Here is a 17,346-nt window from a genome sequence, read left to right as displayed (position 1 = left end):
ATACATCTGCAAACCGCGCCGGTCCATCACAAATAGGCGTTCGGGCCCTTCTGCAGGCTGGCCCATTGCGCATCGTCATGGCCGCAGATGATCTTGACACCTGATGCCTCGAGCCTGGCGATCTCGTCGAGCGATTTCAGGAATTGATCGACATCGAGACTGTTCCGCGGCGAGACCCGCTGATCGAGATTGGCGCGTACGCTGAGCGAATCGGATGCGAGCAGGTATTCGCCGCTCTGGTCCAGCTTGACCAGCGCACCGGTCGTTCCCTTCGAATGTCCCGGCAACGGGATCAGCGTCAACCTGCCGTCGCCGAACACATCCGTCTGGCGGTCGAAGATCTCCATCTTCAGCGGATGATCCCAATCCGCCTTGATGTATCCGCGATCGAGCGCGTTGGACGCATTGGCGGCCTCGAGCTCGAGCGCGTGGACGAAGACCGTCGCCTTCCTGAAGAAGCCGTTGCAGCCGCAATGGTCAGTATGCAGATGGGAGCAGATCACCACATCGATATCGTCGGGACCGAGGCCAACGGCCTTCAGGCTGGTCAGCACATGGTCGTCCGCCGTCGTGATCGGCTGCATGAACCTGGCGAGCGTGCCGAGCCGGCCTTCCGGATCGGTCGCGACATCGGGATGGCATCCGGTGTCGAACAGCACGTTGCCCTGCGTATGCCGGAGCAGCACGCAGGACACCGGAAGCTCGATCATCTCGCCGCGCTCCGCATCCGGCAGATAGGTCCGCTTGGACATCCGCAGCCGTCCACCCGACAGCATATGCATCTTCATCGCATCACCTCTGATCTTGGTCTCGAGCTAAACACGGGTCGACGAAAACTCATATGCCCCTCGCGCCGACCGGTCTCGCCGATGGCCGCGCGTCTGAACCTGCCGCCTCATGGGCGCGGCGACCAGTTTCATCTGGCGGACTGAACCGGTCCGGCCCGCCTATCTGCTGCAGCGCGTGGCATACAAACCGACGCGCCCGAATGTTCACTCTACGGAATTCATGCGTCTGGTCGGGCTTCATGCCATCTGCGCAAGTGGCCCTGCGGGCCACGCTTGTCACGGCTATGGCTTTTCCGCATCATTGAGCGCAAGACAACACCGCAAGCTGGGCCTGCCTGATGGCCGGACCCAAGCCAATCAACACGAGGAACGCTGTGGCGGAGAGTGAAAACATCGTCGCCGAGACCGCGGAAAAGATTTTCGCCGATCTCGCGGATGCCCAGACCATCAATCATGACAAGAAGGGCGCATGGAAGGCGCCGCTGTGGCAGGCGCTGACCGACGCCGGCCTGCCGCTGTCCTGGGTGCCCGACGATCTCGGCGGTTCCGGCGCCAGCCTCGCCGAGGGATTCAGCGTGCTCAACGTCGCCGGACGGCATGCGATCGCTATTCCGCTGGCCGAAACAATGCTGGCCGGCTGGCTGCTGACGCAGGGCAAGATCGCCTCGCCGGAAGGCGAGATGACGGTCGTCCCTGCGAGCCCGAAGGATCGCGTCACGCTGAACGCCGATGGATCGCTCTCCGGCCGCGCCCGTGGCGTGCCGTTCGCAAAGGACGCTAAGCATTTTGCGGTGCTGGCAAGCGGAAACGGCGGCATCTCGATCGCGCTGGTCGATGCCGCGAAGTGCCGGATCGAATCGGGCATCGGGCTTGGCGGCGATGCCAACGACACCGTCACGCTCGCCAAGGTGCAGCCCGTCACCACCAAGCCGGCGCCTGATGGCTTTGACCAGACCACGCTGATGCTGATGGGCGGCGTCGCGCGCAGCTTGCAGATCGCGGGCGCGCTGGAAGCCATGCTCGACATCTCGGTGCGTTATTCCAACGAGCGCGTCGCCTTCGAGAAGAAGATCTCCAAATTCCAGGCCGTGCAGCACAACCTCGCGCGCCTCGCCGGCGAAAACGCCGCGGCGCTGGCCGCCGCGACCTCCGCGGCCGATACCATCGTCAACACCAAGTCGCTGAATAGCGATGCGGTGTTCCTCGAAGCCGCGGCGGCGAAGATCCGCTGCTCGGAGGCCGCCGAGAAGGGCAGCGGCATCGCCCACCAGGTGCACGGCGCGATCGGTTTCACCATCGAGCACATCCTGCACCGCTACTCGCTGCGCGCGCTGGCGTGGCGCGACGATTTCGGCTCGGAGAGCCACTGGGCGGTCGAGCTCGGCAAGCTCGTCGCCGACCGTGGCGCCGATGAATTGTGGCCGCTGGTGGCTTCGCGCTGAGATCAGGCAGAACAATCAGGACTGGACATCATGACTGCAGCCCTTCGTTTCGATCCGATCCGCCTGCCCGAGAAATGCGAGCAACTCCGCAAGGAAGTGCGCGCCTTCCTCGCCGAGGAGATCGCCGCCGGCACCTTCGATCCCCACGCGCCGAACCGCGAGGACAATGACGCGCCGGAATTCTCCCGCCGCGTCGGCGCCAAGGGCTGGCTCGGCATGACCTGGCCGAAGAAATATGGCGGCCAGGAGCGCTCTTTCCTCGAGCGCTACGTGGTGACCGAGGAGATGCGGGTGGCGAACGCGCCGACCCGCCGCTTCTTCGTCGCCGACCGCCAGAGCGGCCCGGTGCTTTTGAAATACGCGCCCGAGCACATCAAGATGGACATCCTGCCGCGGATCTGCCGCGGCGAGGTCTGCTTCGCGATCGGCATGAGCGAGCCGAACTCCGGCTCCGATTTGTTTGCGGCGAAGACCCGTGCGACCAAGACCGACGGCGGCTACCTGGTCAACGGCACCAAGATCTGGACTTCGTCGGCGCATATCGCCGACTACATGATCGCGATCTTCCGCACCTCGCCGCCGACCAAGGAAAACCGCCGCCACGGCCTGACCCAGTTCCTGGTCAAGATGAAGCAGCCGGGCATCCAGGTGAATCCGATCGGCCAGATCACCGGCCAGTTCGAATTCAACGAGGTCGTGTTCACCGATTACTTCGTGCCCGACGATCACGTGCTGGGCGAGGTCGACGGCGCCTGGAAGCAGGCGACATCAGAGCTCGCCTATGAGCGGAGCGGCCCCGAGCGCTTCCTCGAGACCTATTACGTGCTCACTGAGCTGGTGCGTGCGGTCGGCAAGAACCCGGATACCCGCAGCGCCGAAGGCATCGGCCGCCTGGTGGCGCAGGTGCACACCATGCGGCGCATGTCGGTGTCGGTCGCGGGCATGCTGCAGGCCGGAAAGGAGCCGGTGGTGGAGGCTTCCATCGTCAAGGACATCGGCACGGTGTGGGAGCAGCAGCTGCCGCATCGGGTGCGCGATCTCGCGGCCTTCGTCGAGGAGACCGCGACCAATCGCGAGACGCTGGAAAAGCAGCTCGATTTCGCCATCAAGACCGCACCCAAGCTGACGATCCAGGGCGGCACCACCGAGGTGCTGCGCGGCATCATCGCCCGCGGGCTCGGCTTGCGCTGACGACCAATGGGACCGATGATCTCACCGCAAGCTCTTGCACCTCTCCCTCCGGGAGAGGTCGGCGTGCAGCGCCGGGTGAGGGATCACGGTCCCTCGAGAGAGCTCAACCCCTCACCCGATTTGCTGGCGCAAATCGACCTCTCCCCTTGGGAGAGGTGACACCTTTTGCGCCGAGAGATTGCAGCCTTACCGGAGATAAGACACATGACCAAATACACTGATATCGGCGTCGAGATCCACGGCCATGTCGGCCTGATCGAAATCCGCAAGCCGCCGCTGAACTTCTTCGACGTCGCGCTGATCAACCAGATCGCCGACGCGCTGGAGGAATTCGACAACAATATCGAGATCCGCGCCTCGGTGCTGGCAGCCCAGGGCAAGGCGTTCTGCGCTGGCGCCAATTTCGGCGACCCGGCCCGCCAGGAGCAGGAGGAGCGCGCCAAGAGCGATCCGGCCTCGAACCTGCCGATCAATCATCTCTACGTTCAGGCGGTGCGCATCTTCCGCAACAAGAAGCCGATCGTCGCCGCGATCCATGGCGCCGCGATCGGCGGCGGCCTCGGACTTGCGGTGTCGGCCGACTTCCGCGTCGCCTGCCCGGAAGCGCGCTTCGCCGCGAACTTCACCAAGCTCGGCTTCCATCCGGGCTTCGGCCTCACCACGACGCTGCCGGAGCTGATCGGCAAGAACAATGCCGAGCTGATGTTCTACACCAGCCGCCGCGTCACCGGCGAAGAGGCCTATCGCTGGGGCCTCGCCAATGTGCTGGTGCCGCAGGACCAGGTGCGTGCGGAAGCAATGAAGCTCGCGCAGGAGATCGCCGAATGCTCGCCGCTCGGCCTGGTCTCGACCCGCGCCACCATGCGCGCCGGCCTCGCCGACCGCGTGCTCGCCGCGACCAACCACGAGTTGGAGGAGCAGACCAAGCTGCGCGCGACCGAGGACTTCAAGGAAGGCGTCAAGGCCACCGCCGAACGCCGCGTCGCGAACTTCAAGGGGCGGTAACCGCGAACGCCGCTCTCTCCACGGGTCGTCCCGGCGAAAGCCGGGACCCATACGCCGCGGCCCATAGGAAGGGCACGCGGCGTCGGCTTCTCCCACAACTCTCTTCGGTGGTTATGGGTCCCGGCCTTCGCCGGGACGACGTGGGGAGATAGCTCGCTAACTCCTCGGCACCACCAGCGCATCGACGATGGTCACGCCCTGCCCCTCCGGATGCACCAGCACCGGATTGACCTCGATCTCGGCGATCCGATCCGCATGCTGCGCCGCCAGCACTGAAATCTGTGAGATCAGTTGCGCGAGCGCTGCAACGTCCGCCTTCGGCGCGCCACGGAAGCCGTGCAACAGCGGCGCGGCCTTCAGCGTCTCCAGCATCGTGGTCGCCTCCGCCGCACTCACCGGCGCCGGGCGATAGACCACGTCCTTGAACAGTTCGGTGGTGATGCCGCCGAGCCCCACCATCACCATCGGACCGAAGGTCTTGTCCGTCATGGTGCCGACGATGATCTCGACGCCCTTCTTCGCCATCGGCCCGACCAGCACGCCCTGGATCGCCGCGTCCGGCCGCGCCTTCTGCACGCTCTCCAGCATGTCGCGATAGGCGGTGAACGCCGCGCCCTTGGCGGCGATATTGACGCGGACACCGCCGACCTCGCTCTTGTGCGCGATGTCAGGCGACTGGATCTTCATGACCAGCGGAAATCCGGCGCGCTCGATCGCCGCGTCGAGCCCGTCGCGATCGGTCACCAGCACCTCGTCCGGCAACGCGATGCCGGCCGCGCGCAACAGCGACTTGCTGTCATGTTCGGAGAGCGTCTCGGCCTTCAGATACGCGGAGAGATCGTGCGCCGGTGACTTGGCCACCATTTCCGGCGCAGGCTTGAAGCCCGCATAGTCCGCCAGCCGCCGCATCGCGACACCGACATGGGTCAGTCCCGAGAGCACCACCACGCCGGACTTCGCCAGCTCCTGCCGCGCGAATGGCGACGGCAGCGTGTAGGAATAGAACACCACCGGCTTGCGCTGCGCCGAGATGAGCGGCTTCAGCTCGGCCTCCTTGAACGGCATCCGCGTCTCGCTCGACAGCGACAGCACGACCAGCGTCGCGTCCACTTCATCGGACGCATCGAACAGCTCGATGCTCTTCTGCAGGCCGCCGGAGGAGACGCCTTGCGCGGTGACGTCGACGGGATTGCCGGCCGCGCCATAGGACGGCATCCATTGCTTGATCTGGCTCTGGATTCCGGCCGAGAGCTCCGGGACACGCAAGCCCTGCATCGAGACGGTGTCGGCGCCCCAGATACCGGCGCCACCCGACACCGTCAGCACCGCGACGCGATCGCCCTTCGGCAACGGATTGGTGGTCAACACGGCAGCAATCGTAACCGCCTCGTCGAGATCGTTAGAGACGATGAAGCCGTATTTCGCGAACACGGCGTCATAGGCCGCCGACCAGCCCGCCATGCTCGCGGTGTGCGAGGCCGCCGCGCGTTCGCCGGCGCCGGAGCGGCCGACCTTGGTGACGATGACCGGCTTCCTGAGCTCCGCCGCGCGCTTCGCCGCCGCCAGGAACTTGTCGACGTCGCGGATACCCTCGATGAACAGCAGGATCACGTCGGTCGAGGCATCGTGCACCATGTAGTCGAGGAATTCGCCGGCGCCGAGATCGCTCTCATTGCCGGCACTGACCACATAGCTCAGCGCGACGCCGAGCGCCTTGGCGCGGTGATAAATCGCAAAGCCGATGCCGCCGCTCTGCGCGACGATGCCGATCCGCCGCTGGCTCGCGACCAATACCGGCGCATCCGGCTTGACGTCGACCGTCGGGCTGAAGGTCGCGGCGACCTTCTGCACCTGGCTGTAAAAACCTTCCGCGTTCGGACCGGAGATCCGCATGCCCGTCCGCTTCGCCAACGCCACGATCGCGTCCTGCATGTCGGCGCTGTCGCCGCCCTCCTCCGCAAAGCCTGAGGAGATGATGACCGCGTTCTTGACGCCGGCGACCGCGCACTGCTCCAGCGCCGGCAGCACTGCGCGGGCAGGAATGACGATGACGGCGAGATCGACCGGCGCGCCGACCTCGGCGATCGACTTGAAGCATTTCAAGCCGTCGATCTCGTCATAGTTCGGATTGATCGGATAGAGCGCGCCCGGATAGCCGTTCTTGCGCAACATCGCGAGCAGCCGGCCGGGAATCTTCTCGTGATCGCGCGACGCGCCGATCAGTGCGATGCTCTTTGGGGCAAAGAAGGTATCGAGCGGATGCGGCATGGGGGCGCTGTCCAATTATTCTTGTTGGGCTCGACGATATTGGATCGATGCGGCGAGCTCAACCTCTCCTCCCGGATGCACCGCAGCGCAATCCGGAAGAGCGCTGCCCCGGGTCACGACGCTACGAGGTCAGACGGAAGTTCACGCCGCACAGGAAGAACTCATCATCACTTGCCGCGCAGCCTCTGGCCTTCGCGGCATCCAGTACCTTCGCCTTGTCAACGACCTTGAACGTTAGCCCGCTCATGATCTCGCTGCCGCCCTTGCCGAAGCGAAAAATGCTGTTGGGCAGCTTCACCACGGTGCCGTCGGCGGGCGTGCCGACGATCTTTCCCCAATGCGCCGCCAGCGCCTCGGGCTCGGGGCTCTGCATCTCGACCTCGGTCAGCGCCAAAGTCGTGTCCTTGCGAATCGACTTCTGCCAGTCCGGGCCGGCCGGTGGATATGGCCCCAAGATGTCGTCGCTGCCGTCGGTGTGGTTGAACTCGATGAAGGCGGCGCGGCAGTCGCGTGGATGCAGCTGCACGCCATGATACGGCGCGTGCGTGATCACGTTCGCGGTGCGCACACCCATCGCATTGGCTTTGGCGCCGCGCGTGTCGGGATCTTCGCAAGCGAAGATCGCCATGTAGCCGCCGCGGCCGCCGGTCTTCTCGATGAAGCGGCCGGCTGCGGTGCCCGGCCCCGGCTGGAACGGCGCCACGACTTCGAGGAGGATCGTATCGACCGGCAGCAGCGCGTTCTCGAGGCCGTATTTGGCGACGTTGCCGTCGCGATAGCAGACATCGAGGCCCATGATCGTGGAGATATCCGCGATCACAGGCGCAAGCTGCGGCGCCACCAGGCAGATCTGCCGCAGCCGCATGTATTCGGCCATGTGATTGGTCACGGCCTACTGCCCCTGGAAGGTGGGCTTGCGCTTCTCGACGAAGGCTTTCGCCGCTTCCTTGTGGTCGGTGGTCTCGCCGGCACGGGTGTGGTGGATCGCCTCGCCGTCGAAGCAGGCCTCCAGCGTCATGGTCTCGGCATTGTTGATGTTGCGCTTGATGTAGCCGAGCGCGACCGACGGGCCCTGCGCCAGCGAGCGCGCCAGCTCCAGCGCCTCGGCCTCGACGTCGGCATCGGGCACCACCTTGGAGACCATGCCGAGGTTATAGGCTTCCTGCGCCGATAGCACCGGCGACATCAGATAGAGCTCGCGCGCCTTGGCGCTGCCGAGCATCTTGGTGAGGAAGTAGGTGCCGCCATAGTCACCGGAGAAGCCGACCTTGGCGAAAGCCGTGGTGATCTTGCAGGAGGCGCTGGCGACGCGAAGGTCGCAGGACAGCGCGATCGAGAGCCCGGCGCCGGCCGCAGCACCATCGAGCTGCGCCACCACCGGCTTCGGCATCGTGTGCAGGATGCGGGAGACCTCCATGCCGCGGCGCAGGTTCGCCATCTTGGCCTCGAACGGCAGCGGCGCGCGGCCGGCCGCCATCGACTTGACGTCACCGCCGACGCAGAACGTGCCGCCGGCGCCCCGGATCAGCACCGCGCGCACCTCGGTATCGTCCTGCGCCCGCCGCGCCGCCTCGACGAGACCTTGCGTCATCTCGGGATTGAGCGCATTGCGCCGATCCGGGCGGTTCATGGTGATGGTGAGCAGGCCCTTGTCGAGGGATTGAAGGACCATCTGGTTATCGCTCATGGCGTTTTGCCTTTCGTTGTTGTTTTCAACCCGTCACTTCTTCACCAGCGGGCAGCGCGAGTCTGCCAGCGGCTGAAACGCCTGGTCGCCCGGCACGGTCGCGAGCAGCTTGTAATCATCCCAGCGGCCCTTCGATTCCGAGGGCTTCTTGACCTCGAACAGATACATGTCGTGCACCATGCGGCCGTCCTCGCGAATCCGGCCGTTCTTGGCGAACATGTCGTTGATCGGGGTCTCCTTCATCACCTTCATGACGGCGGCGGCATCCGTGGTGCCGGCGGCCTTCACCGCCTGCAAATAATGCGTCACCGAGGAGTAGACGCCGGCCTGCGCCGAGGTCGGCACCCGCTTGGTGCGTTCCATGAAGCGCTTTGCGAACGCGCGGGTGTCGTCATTGAGGTCCCAATAGAACGCTTCCGCAAGCAGCAGCCCTTGCGCGGTCTCGAGCCCGACGCTGTCGATATCGGTGACGAAGGCGAGCAGCGGCGACAGCCTCTGGCCGCTCTTGGTCAGGCCGAACTCGGCGGCCTGCTTGATCGCGTTGATGGTGTCGCCGCCGGCATTGGCAAGCCCGATCACCTTGGCTTTCGAGGCCTGCGCCTGCAGCAGGAAGGACGAGAAGTCCGAGGTGTTGATCGGATGCCGCACGCTGCCGAGCACCTTGCCACCCGACTTCACCACGACGCTGCTGGTGTCCTTTTCGAGGTCCTGGCCGAAGGCGTAGTCGGCGGTCAGGAAGAACCAGGTATCGAGGCCGGATTTCACCGCGGCCAAGCCGGTGACATTGGCCTGCGCGAAGGTGTCGAACACATAGTGCACGGTATAGGGGCCGCAGGCCTCGTTGGAGAGGCGGATCGAGCCCGGACCGTTGAACATGATGATCTTGCCGCGCGCCTTGGCGATCTCGGCCGCGGCGAGCGCGGTGGCGGAGGCCGCGACGTCGAAGATCATCTCGACGCCCTGATTGTCGATCATGTCGCGGGCGATGTTGGCCGAGAGATCGGCCTTGTTGAGATGGTCGCCGACCACGATCTCGATCTTGCGGCCGAGCACCGCGCCGCCAAAGTCCTCCGCCGCCATCTTGGCCGCGGTTTCGCTGCCGGAGCCGGTGATGTCGGCATAGAGGCTCGACATGTCGAGAATGCCGCCGAGCTTCAGCGGAGGCTTGTCCTGCGCCAGCGACGCATTCGCCGAGATCGCAAACACACAGGCCAACACGCCGGCCAAAACTCGTCTCATCAAATCCTCCCGTTGAAGCGCGGACCTCATTCCATCAGGTCCGTTTCGAGGGGCGGATCATGCCGCATGGCTCGCACTGCAGCAAGCCGCGCGCGACAGCAATCTGTTTTCCATCAAGCGGAATGAAGCGCTGCGCCGAAGCGCTTGGCGCAGCGATCAGAGGTGAAAGTCCGGGACGGTCTGATAGGGCGTTCCGGGCGGCAGGCCGAGGAACAAATACTGCAAGCCATATTGTCCGGCGAACGCCGACGCCACGGTGTCCATGATGACGTGACCGCCCAGATCCAGTTGCAGCTCCGGTCGGGTGATCGGTCCGAGCGTGTAGGCCGGCACGACGGTCTCGTTGATGTGCAGCGCATCGAAAGCGGCGGACACGGCCGACAGCGAGGCCGCATTGCCGGCCAGGTCGACGACATCAGCGCTATTCGCGACGAAGCCGGTCACGGACAGCGAGCCGGCGCGGTCCGTCGAGGACACGAAGTGATCGAACACCAGCTTCGAGGAATCGCCGAGCAGTGCCGTTGCCGCAGCGTCGTAGATTGCCTTGCCGCCATCGTTCAGCGTCAGGATCGGCGTGCCGCCATCGACGCGCACCGCCTCATTGAAGCCAACGGTCAGTTGCACCAGCGCGCCCGTCGCCGCGACGCCGCCGGAAGGCGTCGCCGTGATGCCGGTGAGGTGGGGCGCTGTGGTGTCGAGGGTGAAGGTCAGGCTGGACGATGCGCTGACATTGCCGGCGGCATCGACCTCCTGCACCGTCACGGTGTGCACGCCGTCGGTGGTGAACACCGGCGCCACCGTCGAGAAGCTAGATGCGCCGTCGGCCTTGAAGCGCAGCGTGTCGGCCGAATCGGATTTGGTGTAGTCGATCAGCAGATTGCTGGTGATGTGATCGGAAGCCGAGAAACCGGTGTCCTGATGCAGTGCCAGGCTTGGCGCCGCCGGCGGCTTGGTGTCGCCGCTGAAAGCGATGGTGCTGCTTGCCGCACCGGCATTGCCGGCGATGTCGGTATAGCTCGCCCCGCTAACGGACAGATTGGCCGACAGATGGTCGGTGACATCGGGCGTGAACAGCGCGGTGTAGACGTCCTGGCCTGACACGTTCAGTCCGACATGGACCAGGCTGCCCAGCAGGCCGCCATGGACGACGATATCGCCGAGCCCGAAGCCCGCGACCGCCTCGGAGAAGGTGAACGTCATCAGCGCGGCGTCGCCCGCATGCAGCACGGTGTGGTCAGCTGCGATCGATACCGTCGGCGGACGCGTGTCGCCGCCGATCGTGGCGGTGTTGCTCGCGGCACCGGCATTGCCGGCGTCGTCGGTGTAGCTCGAGGCCGTGACCCGGATCGAGCCCGTCAGGACATCGTTGATATCCGGCGCGAAAGTCGCGGTGTAGACGTCGTGGCCCGACACGTTGAGTCCGACATGGACCAGATTGCTCAGCACACCGCCGGCGACGACGGTATCGCCGAGCGTGAAGCCTGCGACATGTTCGGAGAAGGTGAAAGTGACAAGCGAGCTCTGGCCGGCCAACACCCTGCTCGGGCTCGCCGCGACCGACACCGTCGGAGCCTTGGTATCGCCGGTGAAATTGAGGATGCTGCTCGCCGCGCCCGCATTGCCGGCTACGTCGGTGTAGCCGAACGCGGCGACCTGCACCGAGCCCACCTCGGCATCGCTTTCATCCGGCGTGAAGGTCGCGGTATAGACGTCCTGGCCCGACATGTTGACGCCGACATGGACCAGATTGCCGAGCGCGCCGCCATGCACGGCGACGTCGCCGAGCGCGAAGCCTGCGATTTGCTCCGAGAACGTGAACGTCACCAGCGCGGTCTGGCCCGCCAGCAGCGCGTTGCGATCCGCCGCGACCGACACCGTCGGCGCCAGCGTGTCGCCGCCGATCGTGGCGGTGTTGCTGGCCGCACCGGCATTGCCGGACACATCGGTATAGCTCGACGCATTGACCTTCACCGAGCCTGTCTCGGTGTCGCTGACATCTGGCGTGAAGGTCGCGGTGTAGACGTCATGACCGGAGCTGTTGAGCCCGACATGCACGAGATTGCTCAGCGCACCGCCATGAACGGTGGTGCCGGCGAGCGTGAAGCCCGAGACGGCCTCCGAGAAGGTGAAGGTCGCGACCGAGACGTCGCCGGCGAGCACCGTGTCCGGGTTGAGCGTGACCGACACCGTCGGCGCCAGCGTATCGCCGGTGAAGTTGACCGTATTGCTGGCTCCGCCGGCATTACCGGCCGTATCGCTGTAGCTGGATGCGTTGACCTGGACCGAACCGGCCTCGGTGTTGGTCACGTCGGGCGTGAAGGTTGCGGTGTAGATGTCATGGCCGGAGCCGTTGACGCCGATATGGACGAGGCTGTCCAGGCTGCCGCCGCTGACACTGACGTCGTTGAGGGCGAAGCCCGCGACGGCCTCAGAGAAGGTGAAGGTGACGACTGCGCTCTGACCGGCGAGCAGCGCGCTGTGGTCAGCAGACACCGTTACCGACGGCGCCCTGGTGTCGCCGGTGAAGTTGATCGTGTTGCTCGACGAGCCGGAATTGCCCGCGACGTCGGTATAGCTTGAGGTGTTGACCTGCACCGATCCCGCTTCGGTGTTGGTCACATCGGGTGTGAAGGTCGCCGTGTAGATGTCATGGCCGGAGCCATCAACGCCGACATGGATCAGGTTCCCCAGCGCCCCGCCATGGACCGTGACATCGCCGAGCCCGAAGCCGGTGACGGCCTCCGAGAAGGTGAAGGTGACAAGCGCAGTATCGCCCGCCGTCAGCGCGCTGTGATCGGCTGACACCGACACCGTCGGCGCCTTGGTGTCGCCGGTGAAGCTGATGGTGTTGCTCGCGGCGCCGGCATTGCCCGCGACGTCGGTATAGCTCGACGTATCGACCTGGACCGAGCCCGCCTCGGCGTTGGTCACATCGGGCGTGAAGGTCGCAGTGTAGATATCCTGGTGCGCGGCGTTGAGGCCGACATGGACAAGGTTGCTCAACGCCCCGCCGCTCACCGTCGTGTCGGTCAGCGCGAAGCCCGTGATCGCCTCGGAGAAGGTGAAGGTGACGGTCGAGGTCTGCCCGGCCAGCAGCGAGGCCGGGGTCGCGGTCACCGACACGGTCGGCGCGATCGCGTCGATCACCAGATGCAGATCGGTCGCCGCATGGGTCACGTCGGCGTCCTGGCCACCGGGATCCTTGATCGTGCCGCCATTGAGCGCAAGGCTTTGCACCTGCAGGTCGGACGTGCTGTCGCCATCCTGCACGGTGTAATTGAACACCAGCGTGTGCGAGCCGCTGCCGCTGAGATAGGTCGCGGCCTTGCCGTCATTGAGCAGCAGCTGCGGCGCGCCGGTCACGCTCACGACGTTGCTGAAGTCGACAGATATGGTGACGACCTTGCCGGCGTTCAGCGTCGTGAGGTGGCCGGTGGTGTCGGCCATGACCGAGGCGATGCTCGCCTGCGACCTGAGCTCGAGATGCGGCGATGCCGAGCCGTCGGACGCCAGCATCAGCGAGCCGAACGAGGCGCCTGATCCGAAGCTCAGGTTCAAGGAGGCTAGCGTCGTGCCGCCGCTGCTCTTCACCAGCAGCACGCCGTTCGCATAGGACAGCGTCGCCGTTGCGTCATAGGCGAGATTGCCGAAGTCGATGGTATCGCCGCCGGCAAAGCCGGTGATCGATGTGCCGAACGAGGCGCCGGAGAATGCCGCGGCATCGAGCACGAGCTTCTCGGTAGAGCCGTCGGTAAACGCGATCGCGCCGGTGCCCGCCGCGCCGCTCGCCGCCAGCTCGAGGATGGAGCCCTTGATGACGGTGCCGCCCGAATAGGTGTTGTGCGCCGACAGCAGCAGCCGGCCGCCGCCGGTCACCTCGACATCGCCCGGCGTCGCGCCATCGGAGATGACGCCGCTCTGGGTGACCGTCTGACCGGCCGCAACATTGAATACCGGATCGCCCGCGACCGTGATGTTGTGGGTCTGCGTGAAGCTGCTGGTGAAGCTGATGCCGGTGCCGTCGCCGAGCTTCAGCACGTTGGTGACCGCACCGAGATTGACGTTGGACGCGATCGATACCCGCGTGCCGGTGCCACTGAGTGTGGTGTTGCCGGTATAGGTGTTGTTGCCACCGAGGATGACGGTGCCGCCGCCGCTGATGACGAGCCCACCAACACCCGCGTTGGCGGCGATGCCGCCATTGCCGCTCTGGTCAGCGATGTCGTTGGCGATCGTCAGCGTCTGCCCGCTGCCAGGGGCGAAGCTGAGATTGTTGTTGCCCTGGATGAAAATGCCGGAGCCGTACGCGGAGCCGCTGGCCTGGCCGCCGCCATTGGTGCCGCCCTTGACCGCGTTGAAGCCGGAATCATTCGAGAGCGAGCCGCCCTTGACGGTCAGCGAGCCGCCTTGCTGAACGAACACAGTGCCGCCGGCGCCAAGGCCGCCACCACCACCCGCGGTGCCGTTTCCACCACCGAAGCCGCCGAGCCCGCTGACGCCGCCACCACCGCCGAAGCCGCCGTTGCCGCCGTAGCCGCCGCCACCACCGAATCCACCATTGCCGAACGCCCCGCCGCCACCGCCGTAGCCGCCATTGCCGCCGTCGATTGCGTTGCCGCCGCCGACGCCACCGCCGGTGCCGTGCGCGCGGTTATTGTCGCCGAGGAAGCCACCCGCTCCGCCGCCGCCTCCGTTTGCGCCGCCCGTTCCACCATACCAGTAGAGCATGGTCCCGCCTTCGAACGGGATCAGGTAGCCGTCGACGCCCTTGCCGCCCCCTGCGGCGCCGGGAACGATGCCAGCGGCCCCGTTCTGGAATGCGGCGGAGTTCGCGCCCTGCGCGTGAAGGCCGATGCCGCCGCCGCTGCTGTTGCCGCCCTGGCCGCCCATTCCGCCACCACCGCCGAAGCCGTCGAGGTTGGCGTTGCTCGCGGTGCTGCCGGTTCCGCCGTTGCCGCCGTTCGCGGCACTGTTGTGAAATACGACATTGTCGAGCGTGGCACTGCCGTTCGCCGAGACGAACAGGGCGCCGCCGAGCCCGGCACCACCGCCGCCGCCGCCCTGGATGACGCGGCCGCCCGCGGCCACCGTGTTCTGGATGGTCAGGTTCTCGAGATTGACGTTGCCGGCATAGACGAAGAAGCCGCGCTGGGCGTTGAGGCCGTCGATCGTGTAGGCGCCGCCGTGACCGTCGCTGCCGTTGATGGTGACGCTAGATCCGCTCAAGAGATTGAGCGCGTACAGCTCCGACGAGAGGCTGAAGCTGGCGGTGATGTTGATGGTGTAGTTGGCATTCGGCGCGGCGTTCTGGCCGCCGGAATCCATCTGCAGGATGGCCGCGTTGAGCTCGGTGACGGTCGAGACGTTGAAGACGCGCGTCGACGCGAGCTGCACGACCGTGCCGCCATTTGCATCCTGCGAAAGCTGGAAGCGGGCGCCGCCGTCGAGCCCGTTCACCGTCAACGTATCCGTCGCCGTGCCGTTCGAGACCGTGAGGACGTTGCCGGAAAGACTGACGGTGTTGAGCGCGGTGTTCTGGGTGTTGTAGTGCAGCCCGGTCAGGTCAATGGACTGGCCGGGATTGAAGTTGGAGATGCTGTTGGTGAACGCGTTGCCGGTCAGCGCGGCATCGTCAATCTTCAGCGTGCTGGCAAGTCCTGGGGTGAACGAGATGTTGCCGGCGCCGGCTGCGCCGGCCGTGGTCAGCCATACCGTGCCCGAATAGATCGTCGTGCTGCCATAGGTGTTGGCATGGCTGAGGACGAACGTGCCGCCGCCGTCGATTCCGAGATTGCCGCTGCCACTGATCAGGGCGGTATCGGTGACGGTTGCACCGTTCGCGATCTTCAGGAGCGAGCTGCCGCCGACCGAAATCGAATCGTCGAACGTGCCGCTCGTTGTCAGCGACAGATGCCCGCCGCTCAAATTGAGCGTCCCGGTCAGCCCTGCGAGCTGACCAAGCCCGAGTTGCAGCGTGCCGGCGCCCGACAGCGTGAACGTGCCTGAACCGCTGATGGCGCCAGTGTCGGCAATCGTGCCGGACGAGATGTCGAAAGTGCCGCCATTGGCGGTGACCTGGATGTCGTGGGTGAAGGTGTAGCCGCCGGTCGTGGTCAGCGTGCCGCCGTTGAGGATGAGCGCGCCGGCCGAACCGCCGATATTGTTGTCGGCGGCGATCGAGAGCGTATTGCCGCCGTCGATCTGGGTGCCGCCGACGTAAGTGTTGGCGCCGGTCAGCGTCAGCGTGCCGCCGCCCGAGATCTGCAGCTTTCCGCTCGTGCCGGTGCCGCTGATGCCCTTTTCATCCGCGATCGTGTCGGCGATCGTCAGCGTGGTGACGGTCTGCAGGCCCTCGAAGACCGTGGAAACGGTGTGCGTCGGCGTGACGACCATCGTGCCCTGGATGAAGATGTCGCCATGGGCGGAGCCGTTGCCGGCACCATTGGCGCCGGTGCCGCCGGTCTCGGTGGCACCGGACAGGGTGCCGCCGATCACGGTCAGCTTGCCGCCTTGCTGGACGAAGATATCGCCGCCGGCGCCGAGACCGCCGCCACCGCCGCCGGCGAGCGAGCCGCTGCCCGCGCCGAACCCGCCGGTGCCGGGCGTACCGTTCGAGCCGCCGCCACCACCGCCGAAGCCGCCATTGCCGCCGGTATGCGCATATCCGCTGCCGTTGCCGGATCCGCCGCCGCCACCAGCGAAGCCGCCATTGCCGCCGGCGAAGATGCCGCCGCCGCCACCGCCGCCGATACCACCCGCGCCGCCGAAGCCGATCAGCGTGCCCGAAGGGCCGCCGCCGACCGAGTTGCCGCCACCGATGCCGCCGCCGCCGCCGCCGACGCCGCCGGCACCACCGCCACCATTTGCGCCGCCGGAGGCATGCGCGCCGTAGCCGATGCCGCCGTAGTTGTCGGCGCTCTGTCCGCCGCCTGGACCGACGACGGTCGCCGGCGTGCCGCTGGAACCCTGCGCGCCTGTTGAAGGATGCTGGCTATCAGAGCCGGCTTCGCTGTAACCGTTGGCGCCATTGCCGTGGTCGCCATAATAGTCGTGACCGCCGAAGCCGCCGCCACCACCGCCGCCGCCATTGCCACTGCCGCCATCGGCACCGATGCCGCCGCCACCGCCGCCACCGCCGGCCGGATCGACCGCGCCACCATTGCCGCCCTTGGCGGCGTTGTTGCCGAAATTGACATTGTTGAGCGTGACGTCGGCGTTCTGCCCGACGAACAGGCCGCCGCCGAGACCCGCACCGCCGCCACCGCCGCCGGTGCCGCCATTACCGCCGCTCGCAACCGCATTGATGATGGTGAGGTTCTTGAACGTCACCTTGCCCGCGGTGACGACGAAGCCCTGATAACCGCGCGCGTCGATGACGTCGCTGTAGTCCTGCCCGCCGAGCTGATTGTTGTAGTCGGAGTTGCCGTCGAAGGTGAGCGTCGAGCCGTTCATCAGGTTGATGACCGGCAGATCGTCGAGCAGCTGCAACGTGCGGGCACTGGAAGAGAGCGAGAAGTTGATGACGTAATCGGTGTTGGCCGCAGCGAGGCCGCCGCCGACGCTGATCGCCGAGATCGCGTTGTAGAGCTGGGTGTAATCGTGGACGGGATCGCTGGTCGTCAGCGTCAGAACAACCGGATTCGACACAAGGACCTCGGCAATATGCGTGAGCGACCGCGCTTCGGCCGCTATTTCGAAAAATTGCCGATTAGTTTGCTTGCGCCGC

Annotated in this window: 9 protein-coding genes; 3 read left to right on the top strand and 6 right to left on the bottom strand. The window is 65.8% G+C overall.

The annotated features are described in order from the left end of the window. Nucleotides 1–26: 26 nt before the first annotated feature. Nucleotides 27–788, bottom strand: coding sequence for an N-acyl homoserine lactonase family protein (locus JQ507_00960; protein QRI70146.1), 762 nt, complete (start codon nucleotides 786–788; stop codon nucleotides 27–29). Nucleotides 789–1,162: 374 nt separating this feature from the next. Here JQ507_00960 and JQ507_00955 point away from each other — a divergent pair, with 374 nt between their 5' ends. The 3 genes from JQ507_00955 (at nucleotide 1,163) to JQ507_00945 (ending at nucleotide 4,426) form a co-directional block, all read left to right on the top strand. Further along, nucleotides 1,163–2,230, top strand: a complete 1,068-nt coding sequence (locus tag JQ507_00955; protein ID QRI70145.1) for an acyl-CoA/acyl-ACP dehydrogenase — start codon at nucleotides 1,163–1,165, stop codon at nucleotides 2,228–2,230. 30 nt (nucleotides 2,231–2,260) lie between these two features. Next, nucleotides 2,261–3,421, top strand: a complete 1,161-nt coding sequence (locus JQ507_00950; GenBank protein ID QRI70144.1) for an acyl-CoA dehydrogenase family protein — start codon at nucleotides 2,261–2,263, stop codon at nucleotides 3,419–3,421. 204 nt (nucleotides 3,422–3,625) lie between these two features. Further along, nucleotides 3,626–4,426 carry an enoyl-CoA hydratase/isomerase family protein gene (locus JQ507_00945; GenBank protein ID QRI70143.1) on the top strand — a complete coding sequence of 267 codons (801 nt, stop codon included), beginning with the start codon at nucleotides 3,626–3,628 and terminating at the stop codon, nucleotides 4,424–4,426. 156 nt (nucleotides 4,427–4,582) lie between these two features. Here the strand turns inward: JQ507_00945 and JQ507_00940 are convergent, their stop codons facing one another. The 5 genes from JQ507_00940 to JQ507_00920 all read right to left on the bottom strand — a co-directional run bounded on the left by JQ507_00940 (nucleotide 4,583) and on the right by JQ507_00920 (nucleotide 17,267). Then, complete coding sequence (locus tag JQ507_00940; GenBank protein QRI70142.1) at nucleotides 4,583–6,694, bottom strand: acetate--CoA ligase family protein; 2,112 nt, start codon at nucleotides 6,692–6,694, stop codon at nucleotides 4,583–4,585. A gap of 121 nt (nucleotides 6,695–6,815) precedes the next feature. Next, nucleotides 6,816–7,571: a hypothetical protein gene (locus JQ507_00935; protein QRI73131.1), complete on the bottom strand. Its 756-nt coding sequence runs from the start codon at nucleotides 7,569–7,571 to the stop codon at nucleotides 6,816–6,818. Between the two features lie 15 nt (nucleotides 7,572–7,586). Continuing rightward, on the bottom strand, nucleotides 7,587–8,381 hold the full coding sequence (locus tag JQ507_00930; GenBank protein QRI70141.1) for an enoyl-CoA hydratase: 795 nt from the start codon (nucleotides 8,379–8,381) through the stop codon (nucleotides 7,587–7,589). A gap of 33 nt (nucleotides 8,382–8,414) precedes the next feature. Continuing rightward, a complete protein-coding gene (locus JQ507_00925) occupies nucleotides 8,415–9,620 on the bottom strand; it encodes an ABC transporter substrate-binding protein (protein QRI70140.1) in 1,206 nt (401 codons plus the stop codon). A 156-nt stretch (nucleotides 9,621–9,776) separates the two neighbouring features. After that, nucleotides 9,777–17,267: a hypothetical protein gene (locus JQ507_00920; GenBank protein ID QRI73652.1), complete on the bottom strand. Its 7,491-nt coding sequence runs from the start codon at nucleotides 17,265–17,267 to the stop codon at nucleotides 9,777–9,779. Nucleotides 17,268–17,346: the final 79 nt, after the last annotated feature.

The sequence above is a fragment of the Bradyrhizobium sp. PSBB068 genome (assembly GCA_016839165.1).
Classification (GTDB): domain Bacteria; phylum Pseudomonadota; class Alphaproteobacteria; order Rhizobiales; family Xanthobacteraceae; genus Bradyrhizobium.
The sequence above is the reverse complement of the archived record's forward strand: the minus strand, read 5'-3'. Positions and strand labels throughout refer to the sequence as shown.

Coding starts and splice junctions, on each gene's coding strand:
- JQ507_00960 (QRI70146.1), bottom strand. CDS start 788: ATGAAGATGCATATGCTGTCGGGTGGACGGCTGCGGATGTCCAAGCGG.
- JQ507_00950 (QRI70144.1), top strand. CDS start 2,261: ATGACTGCAGCCCTTCGTTTCGATCCGATCCGCCTGCCCGAGAAATGC.
- JQ507_00945 (QRI70143.1), top strand. CDS start 3,626: ATGACCAAATACACTGATATCGGCGTCGAGATCCACGGCCATGTCGGC.
- JQ507_00940 (QRI70142.1), bottom strand. CDS start 6,694: ATGCCGCATCCGCTCGATACCTTCTTTGCCCCAAAGAGCATCGCACTG.
- JQ507_00935 (QRI73131.1), bottom strand. CDS start 7,571: ATGGCCGAATACATGCGGCTGCGGCAGATCTGCCTGGTGGCGCCGCAG.
- JQ507_00930 (QRI70141.1), bottom strand. CDS start 8,381: ATGAGCGATAACCAGATGGTCCTTCAATCCCTCGACAAGGGCCTGCTC.
- JQ507_00925 (QRI70140.1), bottom strand. CDS start 9,620: ATGAGACGAGTTTTGGCCGGCGTGTTGGCCTGTGTGTTTGCGATCTCG.